The 12,836-nt window shown below is 69.5% G+C and carries 11 protein-coding genes and 1 pseudogene; all 12 read left to right on the top strand.

Annotated features, from left to right (window positions below; all coding sequences use genetic code 11):
• Window positions 1–103: 103 nt before the first annotated feature.
• The 12 genes and pseudogenes from MRBLWO14_RS08780 to mnhG all read left to right on the top strand — a co-directional run bounded on the left by MRBLWO14_RS08780 (window position 104) and on the right by mnhG (window position 12,742).
• Window positions 104–1,360, top strand: a complete 1,257-nt coding sequence (locus MRBLWO14_RS08780) for a sugar ABC transporter substrate-binding protein (RefSeq protein ID WP_341936073.1) — start codon at window positions 104–106, stop codon at window positions 1,358–1,360.
• 13 nt (window positions 1,361–1,373) lie between these two features.
• Window positions 1,374–2,336, top strand: coding sequence for a sugar ABC transporter permease (locus MRBLWO14_RS08775; protein WP_341936072.1), 963 nt, complete (start codon window positions 1,374–1,376; stop codon window positions 2,334–2,336).
• Window positions 2,329–3,213 carry a carbohydrate ABC transporter permease gene (locus MRBLWO14_RS08770; protein ID WP_341936071.1) on the top strand — a complete coding sequence of 295 codons (885 nt, stop codon included), beginning with the start codon at window positions 2,329–2,331 and terminating at the stop codon, window positions 3,211–3,213. Before MRBLWO14_RS08775 ends, MRBLWO14_RS08770 begins: the two co-directional genes overlap by 8 nt.
• Entirely contained in the window at window positions 3,213–4,352 is a 1,140-nt protein-coding gene (locus MRBLWO14_RS08765) for a mandelate racemase/muconate lactonizing enzyme family protein (RefSeq protein ID WP_341936070.1), read from the top strand. Before MRBLWO14_RS08770 ends, MRBLWO14_RS08765 begins: the two co-directional genes overlap by 1 nt.
• Window positions 4,349–5,404, top strand: coding sequence for an aldo/keto reductase (locus tag MRBLWO14_RS08760; protein WP_341936069.1), 1,056 nt, complete (start codon window positions 4,349–4,351; stop codon window positions 5,402–5,404). The genes MRBLWO14_RS08765 and MRBLWO14_RS08760 overlap by 4 nt, the downstream gene beginning before the upstream one ends.
• Before the next feature lie 5 nt (window positions 5,405–5,409).
• Window positions 5,410–6,150: a GntR family transcriptional regulator gene (locus MRBLWO14_RS08755; protein ID WP_341936068.1), complete on the top strand. Its 741-nt coding sequence runs from the start codon at window positions 5,410–5,412 to the stop codon at window positions 6,148–6,150.
• A gap of 72 nt (window positions 6,151–6,222) precedes the next feature.
• Complete coding sequence (locus MRBLWO14_RS08750) at window positions 6,223–9,165, top strand: Na+/H+ antiporter subunit A (protein WP_341936067.1); 2,943 nt, start codon at window positions 6,223–6,225, stop codon at window positions 9,163–9,165.
• A pseudogene (locus tag MRBLWO14_RS08745) lies at window positions 9,165–9,662 on the top strand (Na(+)/H(+) antiporter subunit C); the annotation flags it as partial. The gene MRBLWO14_RS08750 and the pseudogene MRBLWO14_RS08745, both read left to right, overlap by 1 nt.
• 299 nt (window positions 9,663–9,961) lie before the next feature.
• On the top strand, window positions 9,962–11,515 hold the full coding sequence (locus MRBLWO14_RS08740) for a Na+/H+ antiporter subunit D (protein ID WP_341936066.1): 1,554 nt from the start codon (window positions 9,962–9,964) through the stop codon (window positions 11,513–11,515).
• A complete protein-coding gene (locus tag MRBLWO14_RS08735; protein WP_341936065.1) occupies window positions 11,512–12,090 on the top strand; it encodes a Na+/H+ antiporter subunit E in 579 nt (192 codons plus the stop codon). Before MRBLWO14_RS08740 ends, MRBLWO14_RS08735 begins: the two co-directional genes overlap by 4 nt.
• Window positions 12,087–12,356: a monovalent cation/H+ antiporter complex subunit F gene (locus MRBLWO14_RS08730; protein ID WP_341936064.1), complete on the top strand. Its 270-nt coding sequence runs from the start codon at window positions 12,087–12,089 to the stop codon at window positions 12,354–12,356. Before MRBLWO14_RS08735 ends, MRBLWO14_RS08730 begins: the two co-directional genes overlap by 4 nt.
• A complete protein-coding gene (gene mnhG, locus MRBLWO14_RS08725; RefSeq protein ID WP_341936063.1) occupies window positions 12,353–12,742 on the top strand; it encodes a monovalent cation/H(+) antiporter subunit G in 390 nt (129 codons plus the stop codon). Before MRBLWO14_RS08730 ends, mnhG begins: the two co-directional genes overlap by 4 nt.
• Window positions 12,743–12,836: the final 94 nt, after the last annotated feature.

Raw genomic sequence — 12,836 nt, 5'->3', positions numbered from 1 at the left:
TGACCGCGTCCGGATCCCCTCCACCCCGATCGAGGCCGGACGCATCCGAGCGGTACCCCTCACCCACGCATCGATGATGCATCCAATGAAGGAGGCAGACAGTATGAATGCAGTCCCCTCGCGCCGTGCCAGGCGCCTGATCGTCTCCGGCGTCGCCGGACTCGCCGCGATCACCCTCGCGGGGTGCGCGAGCAGCTCGGGCGGAGGCGGCGGCGACGCCGGCGGCCCGCTCGTGCTCTACACCTGGGCCGCCAGCGAGGGCGACCAGGCGCAGTGGGCCGACTTCATCTCGGGGGCGAAGGCCGAGGACCCCGATCTCGACATCTCGGTCGAGGGCCCGAGCTTCTCGGACTACTGGACCAAGGTGAAGACGCGACTCAGCGGCGGCAACCCGCCCTGTCTGCTGACGACGCAGGCCGCCAGGGCTCAGGAGCTCGGCGACCTGCTGATGCCGCTCGACGACCTCATCGAGGAGGCCGGGTTCGACACCGACGAGATCGACGCGTCGATGCTGGCGGGCATGACCGTCGACGGCACGATCCGGGCGATCCCCTACGACGCGGAGCCGATCGTTCTCTTCTACAACGTCGAGGCGTTCCAGGCCGCGGGGCTGGAGCTCCCCGGCACCGAGTACACGCGAGAGCAGTTCGTCGCCGACGCCAAGGCCCTCACCGACGGCGACAGGAAGGGCCTGGCGATCGCACCGGGGATCTTCATCCCGAACGCCTGGTCGCTCGCCGACGGCGTGCCGGCCGTGACCGAGGACGGCGAGCTCGACCTGACCGATCCGGAGTTCGTCGAGCAGATCCAGAGCTTCTTCGACCTCGTCGCTGTCGACCAGGTCGCGAAGGCCCCGGAGGCGGCCGACGGCTCCGAGGTCTCGCAGCAGGCGTTCACGTCCGGAGCCGTGCCCATGCTCATCGAGGGTCCGTGGATGTACGGCAGCTTCGCCGACGCCGCCGACTTCACGCTGGGTGTGACCATCGTGCCCTCGACGAGCGGGAGCGCCGCGGCGATGACCGCAGGGTCGGGCTTCGGCATCGCCGCGAACTGCGAGCGTCCGGAGGAGGCGTTCGCCGCGATCGAGGCGCTCACCTCGCTGTCGGTGCAGGAGAAGCAGGCCGAGGCGCGAGGAATCGTCCCCGCCCGCATCGAGGCGCTGCCCGCCTGGGCCGAGGGCAAGACCGAGGGCGCGGCCGACGTGGTCGAGGCGCTGCTGTCCGACGCGACGCCGCAGCGCACGACGCCCACCTGGAACCAGGTGGAGACCCTCATGACGCAGTACGGCGTGCAGGGCTACCGCGGCGAGCTGACGGCCGAGGAGATCATGGACACCATCCAGAACTCGGTGGCGGGCTGAGCGCATGGCCGTCATGAGCGAGCGGAGGGAGGCCTCGGCCTCCTCCGCGATGCCCGGAGGGGTGGGGGCGCCGATCGGCGTCCCCACCCCGAAGGCCCAGCGGATGCCGCGTCGGCGCGGCCAGGCATGGGTCGCCGTCGCGTTCCTCGCGCCGGGGATGATCGGGTTCGTCCTGTTCATCCTCACGCCGCTGTTCGGCTCGGCGTTCATCAGCCTCTTCGACTGGAAGCTGTTCGGGAGCCCCGACTTCATCGGCGTCGAGAACTACGTGAAGCTGTTCCGCGACCCGACGTTCTACACCGTGCTGGGCAACACCGTGATCTTCGCGGTGGTCTACACGGCGCTCAACCTGTTCGTCGCGCTCACGATCTCGCTCTGGCTCAACACGCGCATGAAGGCGGCGGGTGCGTGGCGGGTGGTCTTCTTCCTGCCGGTGATCACCCCGATGGTCGCGAACGCGCTGGTGTGGCGTCTGCTGCTCTCGCAAGACGGGCTCGTGAACTCGATGCTCGCGACGGTCGGGATCGACGGCCCCAACTGGCTCTCCGACTCGGCGTGGGCGCTCCCGTCGGTCATCGCGATGTCGGTGTGGCAGTCGTTCGGCTACAACGTGATCGTGCTCTCGGCGGGCCTCAGCGCCATCCCGAAGGAGCTCCTCGAGGCGTCCCGCATCGACGGCACGACCGCGTGGCAGCGACTGCGGTTCATCATCCTCCCGCTGCTGTCCCCCTCGCTGTTCTTCTGCTCGACGATGACGATGATCGGCGCCTTCCAGGTGTTCGTGCAGCCGCTGTTCCTCACACAGGGAGGTCCGGGCGAGAGCACCAACACGTTCGTGCTGTACCTGTACCGCAACGGCTTCGTCTTCGATCGGCTCGGATACGCATCCGCTCTCGCGTGGATCCTCTTCGTCGTGGTGATGCTCATCACGGCTCTGCAGTTCGTCGGCCAGCGCAAGTGGGTGAACTATGAGTGACCGCGACCTCTCCGCCACCGCCCTGCTCGTGCTCCCGCGCCGTGCGCAGCAGCGCAGGACCACCCTGAAGGAGTGGCTGAACACCGCGGCGATCGCCGTGGTGGCGCTGATCTTCGCGTTCCCGTTCATCTGGATGTTCCTCACGGCGCTGAAACCCGAGAACGAGGTCTTCACCGAGACGCCGCAGATCTTCGGATCCGAGATCCGCTGGGCCAACTTCGTCGAGGCCTGGACCGTGGTGCCGTTCGGCCGCTTCATCCTCAACGGCCTGTTCGTCGCGATCCTCGGAGCCGCGCTGTCGGTCGTGGTCGCCGTGCTCTCGGCCTACGCGTTCTCACGTCTCCGCTTCCGCTTCCGCGACAAGCTGTTCCTGCTGTTCGTGCTCACGCTCGTGCTGCCGCAGGAGGTGCTGGTCGTCCCGCTGTTCATCATGATCAACGGCTGGGGGCTCAACGACACCTACGCGGCGTTGATCATCCCGTTCGCGTTCACGGCGTTCGGCACGTTCCTGATGCGGCAGTTCTTCCTCACCATCCCGCTCGAGTACGAGGAGGCCGCGCTGATCGACGGCGCCTCGCGGCTGCGCACCCTGTGGTCCGTCCTGCTGCCGCAGCTCACGGCTCCCCTCAGCGTGCTGGCGGTCTTCTCATTCATCGGCTACTGGAACTCGTACCTGTGGCCGCTCATCATCATCAACACGCAGGACATGGCGACGGTCCCCCTGGGGCTGGGCATGTTCACCGGCCAGTTCGGCACGCAGTGGGCTCTGCTCATGGCGGCGTCGACCCTGGCCGTCATCCCCTCGCTGATCCTGGTGCTGCTTCTGCAGCGTCAGCTGATCAAGGGGGTCACCCTGGGCGGACTCGGAGGACGCTGATGACCACCACGGACGACACACGCATGGACGTGCGAGCGGATGCCACGGCGGGCAGCCGAATCGTGCGCGCCGAGGCGCTGCTGTGCGACATCCCCGTCGAGACGGAGCGCACCGACGCGCTGCAGACCTTCGTGAAGCAGGAGACGATCATCGTGCGCCTGCGCACGGCGGACGGCACGGAGGGCGTCGGCTACAGCTACACGATCGGCACGGGCGGCGGCGCGGTGCTGAGTCTGCTGCGCGAGACGCTACTGCCCGCACTGATCGGACTCGAGGCCGAGCGCCCGGAGGCCGTGTGGCTGGCGCTGTTCGGCATCACGAGGGCCACGACGGTCGGCCCGATCACGGCGCTCGCGCTCGCCGCGATCGACACCGCGGTGTGGGATGCGAAGACGACGCGCGCAGGGCTGCCCCTCTGGGTCGCGGCCGGCGGCGCCTCGCCATCGGTGCCCCTGTACGACACGGAGGGCGGCTGGCTGCACTACCGCACCGACGAACTCGTCCACCACGCGGTCGCGGCGAAGGAGCGCGGCATGGGCGGGGTCAAGATCAAGGTCGGCATGCCGCGCGGCCACCAGGATCTCGACCGCCTGCGCGCGGTGCGGGATGCCGTCGGTCCCGACCTCGACATCATGGTCGACGCGAACCAGTCGTTCTCGGTGTCGGAGGCCGTGCGTCGTGCGCGCCTGTTCGAGCAGGTCGACGTGTTCTGGTTCGAAGAACCGCTCCCCGCGGAAGACGTGGAGGGCCACCGCCTGCTCGCCCGCTCGACGTCCGTGCCGATCGCGGTCGGCGAGAGCATGTACTCGCTCGGCCACTTCCGCGAGCACCTGCAGCGAGGGGGCGCGTCGATCGTGCAGGCGGACGTCGCGCGCGTCGGCGGCATCACCCCGTGGCTCAAGATCGCGCACCTCGCGGAGTCGTTCAACGCGAAGGTGGCGCCGCACTTCCTCATGGAGCTGCACGTCTCGCTCGTCTGCGCGATCCCCAACGCGCTGTACCTCGAGCACATCCCGCAGCTGCGCGCCGTGACGACGGGCGAGCTGCGCATCGAGAACGGCAGGGGTTGGGCGCCCACGGCGCCCGGCCTCGGCATCGCGTGGGACGAGCGCGCGGTGGACCGGCTGATCGTCGCATGAGCATGGTCGACCGCCCACGCGTCGCCATCGGTCGCGGCGGACTCACGGCCCCGCCGATCGCCTACGGCGCCGCCGCGCTCGGCAATCTCTACCGCGCGCTCGGCGACGACGAGTGGCCGCAGATCGTCCCCGCGGCGTGGGCCGGCGGCGTGCGGTACTTCGACGTCGCCCCGCACTACGGCCTCGGCCTCGCCGAGCGCCGGCTGGGCGAGGGCCTGCAGGCCCTGCCGCGAGACGAGTTCGTCGTCTCGACGAAGGTCGGACGGCTCCTCGTGCCGCAGGATGCCGCCGGCCGCACCGACCGGGACAACCTCTTCGACGTGCCGGCCGACCACCGGCGCGTGCGCGACTACTCGCGGGACGGCGTGCTGCGCTCGATCGAGGACTCGCTGACGCGGCTCGGACTCGACCGCATCGACATCGTGCTCGTCCACGACCCCGACGAGTTCGAGCGGGAAGCGCTCGACGGCGCGTTCCCGGCGCTCGCAGAGCTGCGCGATCAGGGGGTGATCGCCTCGTTCGGAGCGGGGATGAACCAGAGCGCGATGCTCGCCCGCTTCGTGCGCGAGACGGATGCCGACGTGATGATGATCGCCGGACGCTGGACGCTGCTCGACCAGTCCGCCGCCGACGACCTGCTGCCCGCCGCCGAGGAGCGCGGTGTGAGCGTGCTCGCCGCGGCGGTGTTCAACTCCGGCATCCTCGCGACCGACGACCCGGCTCCCGGCACCATGTTCGACTACGGACCGGCGGGGGAGGAGGTCGTCGAGCGGGCCAGGGCCATCGCCCGTGTCGCCGCCCGCCACGGACGGACCCTGCCCGAGCTCGCCGTGCAGTACCCGCTCACCCATCCGGCGGTGGCGGCGGTCGTGCTCGGGGGTGCGAGCGCCGCGCAGATCTCACGCAACAGCGGTCTGCGGAGCCGACCGGTCGCCCCTGAGCTCTGGGACGAGCTGCGGGAACTCGGCCTGATCAGCCACTCCCTCCCGTCGGGCGCCGTGTCGGCATCCGCGCGCCCCCGGTCTGAGCGCGAAGGGCAGCCCGTACGATGAGACTCATGTTCAGCGACGACGAGGCCCGCGGACCGCGACCGCTCCCCGCGCGGCGCGCCCTCGTCGACGACGTCTACGACGCCGTGCTCGGGCTGCTCATGGACCGCGTCATCGACCCCGGTGCCCGCGTCAACATCGACGCTGTCGCCCGCGACCTCGACGTGTCGCCCACCCCCGTGCGAGAGGCCCTCACCCGTCTCGAAGCCGAGGGGCTCGTCGCGAAGCGCGCCCTCAAGGGCTATGTCGCCGCGCCGTTGCTCGACGCCCGAGGGCTGCGAGACCTCTACGACATGCGCGAGCTCCTCGAGCCGGAGGCCGCGCGACGCGCCTCCGGGCGGATCGACGACGAGACCGAGGCCGAACTGGCGGAATCGGTGGCGCAGATGCGCGCGGCATCCGACCCGGACGAGGACGAGCGGTTCCGCAACTACCGCCGGTTCATCGACGAGGACCTGCATTTCCACCACCTCATCGCCGAGAACGCCGACAGCCCGCTGCTGGCCGAGGCCATCGTGAGACTGCGCTCGCACATGCACCTCTACCGGCTGGACTTCCGCCACGACTTCGAGGACGACACCGTCAGGGAGCACGAGAGCATCCTGGACGCGCTGCGTCGACGGGACCCGGATGCCGCGGCGGAGGCGATGCGCGCGCACATCGCGCAGTCCTACGAGCGGCTCGGCCCCGCACTCGCCCGGAACGCCGAGACGGGGCAATCCGACGCTCGCGGCCTTACGGGTTCCTAACGCCAGGTAAACTGGTCAGCGACACCCGCCCGCCTGCGCCGATCTCGGCCGACGAGCTTTGAGGAGCCGCTTATGCTGATGCTCCTCGCTGTGTTCCTCCTCGGGTCGCTTCTGATGCCCGTTCTGGTGCGCTGGCTGGGGGCTCAGGCCTTCGCGGTCGCCGCACTCATTCCCGCAGCGGCATTCGTCCATGCGCTCGTGCTCACCCCGCAGGTGCTCGACGGTCCGGCACCGTTCGTGTCGGTGCCGTGGATCCCGCAGCTCGGGCTCGACCTCTCCATGCACATGGACGTGCTGGGCTGGGTGCTGACCCTCATCGTCACCGGCGTCGGCGCCCTCGTGCTCCTGTACTGCCGGTGGTACTTCCACGACGACTCCGCGGGCATCGGACAGTTCTCGGCGGTGCTGCTCGCCTTCGCCGGCGCCATGTACGGCCTCGTGCTCACCGACGACCTCGTGATGCTCGTCATGTTCTGGGAAGTCACGAGCATCCTGTCGTATCTGCTCATCGGCCACTATCGCCGCCGTGCGGCCAGCCGCCGTGCAGCGCTGCAGGCGCTGCTCGTCACGACGCTCGGCGGGCTCGTGATGTTCATCGGCGTCGTGCTCCTCGTCGTCGACGCGGGCACCGGCAGCATCCGCGAGATCCTCGAGCTCGCGCCGACGGGTCCGATGGTGGATGCCGCGATCGTGATGCTCCTCGTCGGCGCGATCAGCAAGTCGGCGATCTTCCCGTTCCACTTCTGGCTGCCCGGTGCGATGGCGGCGCCGACTCCCGTGAGCGCCTACCTGCACGCGGCCGCCATGGTGAAGGCCGGCATCTACCTGATCGCGCGGTTCGCGCCGATCTTCGCGTTCAGCGGTCCGTGGCGACCGATCATCATCTCCCTCGGCATCGTCACCATGCTGCTCGGGGGATTCCAGGCGCTGCGCGAGACCGACCTCAAGCGCATCCTCGCCTTCGGCACCGTGAGCCAGCTCGGTTTCTTCGCCGTCGTCGTGGGCTACGGCACGCAGGCCAGCGCACTCGCGGGCCTCGCCCTGGTCATCGGTCACGCGCTGTTCAAGTCGGCGCTGTTCCTCATCGTCGGCGTCATCGACCGGCAGCTCTCGACCCGTGACATCACCGAGCTCAGCGGTGTGGGCCGCCAGGCGCCGGTCATGGCGACCGCGGCCTTCATCTCGGTCGCCTCGATGGCAGGCATCGCCCCGACCATCGGATTCGTCGCGAAGGAATCGACGCTCACGGCCCTGCTCGACGACGCGATCGGCGGGTCCCCCTGGGGTCTCGTCGCCGTCATCGGCGTGAGCCTCGGTTCCATGCTGACGGCGGCATACGGCATCCGCTTCCTATGGGGGGCGTTCTGGAGCAAGCGCGACGCGATGGGCGACCGCATCCCCGACACCTCCTGGCCCGACCCGCCGGTCGGTTTCCTGTCGGCGCCGATCATCCTTGCCGGGGTCACCCTGGCCGCGGGCATCGGCGCCCCGGCGCTCGACAAGGCCCTCCAGGGGTACGCGCTCACCGCGACCCCCGGTCTCGACCACGCCGGCGACGCGGTCGAGGGGCCGGGGCACCTCGCGCTCTGGCACGGGCTGGAGCCGGCGCTCGGCATCTCGATCCTCACGGTGCTGCTCGGCGCGGCGCTCTTCCTCCTCACGGTGCGCTCCGGCTGGGATCGCAGGTCCCGTCTGCTGCCGTTCACCGCGGCCGACGCGTACTACCTCGTGGTGCGCGGCGTCGACCGTCTGTCCGTGCTCAGCACGACCCTCACCCAGCGCGGTTCGCTGCCCGTGTACGTCGGCACGATCTTCGTGGTGTTCGTGGCCGCCGAGATCACCGCGCTGCTCGCGAGCGACGTCGACCGGTTCCAGCTCTCCGCCTGGCACACGCCCGTGCAGATCGTCGTCGCCCCGCTCATGGCCGTCGCCGGTGTGATCGCCGTGCGGGCGCGCAAGCGCTACACGGGCGTCGTGCTCGTGTCGGTCACCGGGCTCGGTATGGTCGTGCTCTTCGCGACGAGCGGCGCCCCCGACCTCGCGCTCACGCAGATCCTCGTCGAGACCGTCACGCTCGTGACGTTCGCTCTCGTGCTGCGCCGGCTGCCCGCGCGTCTCGGCGAGCACAACGCCTCGGTCGGTCGCATCCCGCGGGCGCTCCTCGCGATCGGCGCCGGTCTCACCATGGCCTGGGTCGCGATCGTGGCGACGCAGTCGCGGGTCGCCGAGCCCATCTCCGAGATGTTCCCGAAGCTCGCGTACGAGATCGGGCACGGCAAGAACGTCGTCAACGTCGCTCTCGTCGACCTCCGCGGCTGGGACACGATGGGCGAGCTCTCGGTGCTCGTGCTCGCCGCGACCGGCGTCGCCTCCCTCGTGTTCGTCACGCACCGGGCCGACATGCTCGCCTCGACCAAGACGCTCCCCAAGGCCAAGCGCCGCCGCACGCTCAGCCGGCCGCTGGTCGAGACGACCGACGGCATCCGCTTCCAGACCTCCGAGAACGAGAGCAGCCCCCGGGCCTGGCTCGTCGGCGGGCAGAAGATGAAGCCGGAGAACAGGTCGATCCTCCTCGAAGTGGTCGTCCGCATCCTGTTCCACACGATCATCGTGGTGTCGATCTTCCTGCTGTTCGCGGGGCACAATCTGCCGGGCGGCGGCTTCGCCGGCGGCCTCGTCGCCGGCATGGCCCTCGTCATGCGCTACATCGCCGGCGGGCGCTGGGAGCTCGGCGCGGCCGCCCCGACGGATGCCGGGCGCCTGCTCGGCGCCGGTCTCATCCTCGCGGTCGGCGCGGCCGTCGTCCCCCTCTTCTTCGGCCAGGCGCCGCTCACCAGCACGTTCTGGGAGTGGGAGATCCCCGGCATCGGCCACATGGAGTTCGTCACGTCGACGATCTTCGACGTGGGCGTGTACCTCGTCGTCATCGGACTCGTGCTCGACGTGCTGCGCAGCCTCGGTGCCGAGGTCGACCGGCAGACGCAGGAGCTGCGCGAGCGGGGGGTGACGATCTGATGGACGTCTCCGTCACCCTCATCGCCATCATGGCCGTGCTCTTCGCGTGCGGCGTGTACGCGATGCTCGAGCGCAGCCTCACCCGCGTGCTCATCGGCTTTCTGCTGCTGGGCAACGCCACCAACCTGCTGCTCCTGATCGTCATGGGCGTCCCCGGACGTGCGCCGTTCTACGACGCCGACGGCGACGTGAGCGACCCGCTCCCGCAGGCGCTCACCCTCACCGCGATCGTCATCACGTTCGCCGTCTCGGCGTTCCTTCTCGCCCTCATCTACCGCTCGTGGCAGCTCGGACAGGCAGACACGGTCGAGGACGACGAGGCCGACATCGCGCTCCGCGAGCGCACGGACGCCGACGAAGACCTCATGGACGACGAGTCCGAGACCGACGACGACGACGCAACCACCGACTTCGTCGGTGTGCAGACCTCGCCGATCACCGTGCTGCACATGCGCGACAACGCGGCGATCCACGACGACGCCCCGGTCGACCGGCCGAGCTCGTGGTCGCCGGAGGACCGCGATGCCGACGGCCGCGCCGACGCTCAGGACGCAGACGCAGACGCAGACGCAGACGCGGACGCAGCGCATGACGCGGATGCCGCGGCATCCGTCATGACCGATGAATCCGCGCCCCCCGACGACGCCGACGGCTCGTCGGACTTCCGCACCGACGCCGACACCCACGCGTCCGACGCCCACGAGACGGATGCCGCGGATGCGGCGCGCGACACGGCATCCGACACCGCTTCCGACGACAACGCACCCGAGCACCGAGAAGACGGGGAGGACCGCCGATGAGCGCACTCGTCCCCCTGCTCGTCGCCCTGCCGCTGCTGGGCGCCGCGGTCACGCTCGTGTTCGGCCGCAACGCGCGTCTGCAGGTGTTCGTCACGGTCGCGACGCTCGCCATCGTCTCGGTGATCGCCGCCGTCCTGCTCGTGGTGGTGGATGCGGGGACCCCGCTCGCCGTCTCGGTGGGCGGTTGGCCGGTCCCGTTCGGCATCGTGCTGTACGTCGACCGGCTCGCCGCTCTGCTCGTGCTCATCTCGAGCATCGTGCTGCTCGCGGTCCTCCTCTTCTCGATCGGTCAGGGCGCCGCCGACGGGACGGACGAGACGCCGATCTCGATCTTCAACCCCTCGTACCTGATCCTCGCCGCCGGCATCTTCAACGCCTTCATCGCGGGCGACCTGTTCAACCTCTACGTCGGCTTCGAGATCCTGCTCGTCGCGTCGTACGTGCTCATCACCCTGGGCAGCACCGAGTCGCGCATCCGCACGGGTGCCGTGTACATCGTCGTCTCGCTCGTGTCGTCGATCCTGTTCCTCGCGTCGATCGCGATGATCTACGGCGCGCTCGGCACGGTGAACATGGCGCAGATCGCCGAGCGGATGACCGAGCTGCCGCAGGAGACGCAGCTGGTGCTGCACCTCATGCTCGTCGTGGCGTTCGGCATCAAGGCGGCCATCTTCCCGGTGTCGTTCTGGCTGCCTGACTCGTACCCGACGGCGCCTGCGCCCGTCACCGCCGTCTTCGCGGGCCTACTCACCAAGGTCGGCGTCTACGCGCTGATCCGCACCGAGACCCAGCTCTTCGCCGACAACAGCATCGACACGCTGCTGCTCATCATCGCGCTGGCGACCATGATCGTCGGCGTGCTCGGCGCGGTGGCGCAGGCCGAGCTCAAACGGATCCTCTCGTTCACGCTCGTCAGCCACGTCGGCTACATGATCTTCGGTCTCGCGATCGCGACGCCCGCGGCGATCGGGGCGACGGTGTATTACATCGTCCACCACATCGTCGTGCAGACGACGCTGTTCCTCGCGGTGGGCCTCATCGAGCGTCGCGCGGGGAGCACGTCGATCCTGCGCGTGAAAGGCCTGCTCAAGGTCGCGCCGGTGATCGCCGTGCTCTACTTCATCCCGGCCATCAACCTCGGCGGACTCCCGCCCTTCTCCGGGTTCATCGGCAAGTTCGCGCTGTTCGAGGCGGCCGCCTCGGTCGGGACCCCGCTCATGATCGTCCTCATCGTGGGCGGCATCGTGACCTCGCTCCTCACCCTGTACGCCCTCATGCGCGCGTGGAACCTCGCCTTCTGGCGCGAGGAGGAGGACTCCACCGAGACCGAGGGACGCATCTCGTACCTCGGCAACGCACCCGCCGCCGACGAGCAGCAGGAGCGCCGCCGCATCCCGAAGATCATGACCGTCGCGACCGCCGGCATGGTCGGTGTCACGGTCGCGCTGACCGTCTTCGCCGGGCCCCTGTACGCGCTCTGCGACCGCATCGGCGCCGGGCTCCTCGAGCCCGTCAACCTCGTGCAGCTGGAAGACGAGGTGGAGGGATGAGCAAGGAGACCGGCCGTCACATCTGGCGCGACATCGGCGTGCAGCTGCCGTTCCTCGCGTGGCTCGTCGTGCTCTGGATGCTGCTGTGGAGCCAGTTCACGGTGCTGGCGTTCCTCTCCGGGCTCGTCGTCGCCGTGTTCGTCACCCGCGTGTTCCGGCTGCCGACGGTCGAGCTGTCCGGGCGGATCAACCTCTGGTACGGCGCCCTGTTCGTCGTGCAGTTCCTGTTCGCGATGATCCGCGGCGGCCTCGCGGTCACGATGCAGGTGTTCGACTTCCGCCGTCAGCCGGGAGCGGCGATCATCGCCGTGCCGCTGAAGTACGCCGACGACCTGATGATGACCCACGTCTCGGTGGTGTCGTCGCTGATCCCCGGATCGCTGATCGTCGAGGCGGACCGCGACCGGCAGATCCTCTACCTGCACGTGATCGGCGTGCGGTCGCAGGACGATGTCGAGAAGCAGCGCGAGGGCGTGCTGCGGTGGGAGCGCCGCATCGTGCGTGCGCTCGGGGCGCCGTCGCAGTACCGTGCCCTCAAGGCCGACGAGCGCGCGGCGAAGGGCGGTGCGCGATGAACATCCTGCTCCTGGTCGTCATGGTCGTGTTCGGCGTCGCGGCGATCCTCACCATCGTGCGGATCGTGCGCGGCCCGTCGATCCTCGACCGTGCCGTCGCGTCGGACGTGCTCCTCACCGAGGTCATGTGCGTGCTCGGCGCGGAGATGGCCATCAACGGGCACACCCGCACCATCCCCGTCATGCTGATCATCGCGGCGATCGGGGTCTTCGGCTCGATCGCGGTCGCGCGGTTCGTCGCGAGAAGGGACAACACGACGCCGTGAACGTCTTCGAACTCCGCCTCCCCGACGCCGTCATCGACACGACGGTGCTCGTGCTGATCCTGCTCGGCGCGATCCTGTGCCTCTCGGCGGCGGTCGGCCTGCTGCGGTTCCGCGACGTGCCGTCGCGTCTGCACGCGGCGACCAAGCCGCAGGTTCTGGGCCTGGTGCTCATCTGCCTCTCGATCGCCGTGTCGATGGGCACCGTCGGCGGCATCCTCGTCGGTCTGCTGCTCGTGGCGCCGATCGTGCTCATGCAGTTCGCGACCGCCCCGCTGTCGGCGCACATGGTCGGCCGCCAGGCGTACCGCAACGGCACCACCGACGAGCGGAGCCTCGTCGTCGACGAACTGGCCGAATCGAAGCGGACGCCGCCCGCCGCGGGCTGACGCCGCTCTGCCTGACGACTTCTGCGGCGTCGGTCAGGTTCTGCGGCCTCGTCGGCGGGCAGGGGCCGCAAAAGGTGACAGAGGCCGCAGAAGG

The organism is Microbacterium sp. LWO14-1.2 (assembly GCF_038397715.1).
In the GTDB taxonomy this organism is placed as follows: Bacteria; Actinomycetota; Actinomycetes; order Actinomycetales; family Microbacteriaceae; genus Microbacterium.
Note: the sequence above shows the minus strand (reverse complement) of the source record. Positions and strands in the feature narration are given on the sequence as shown.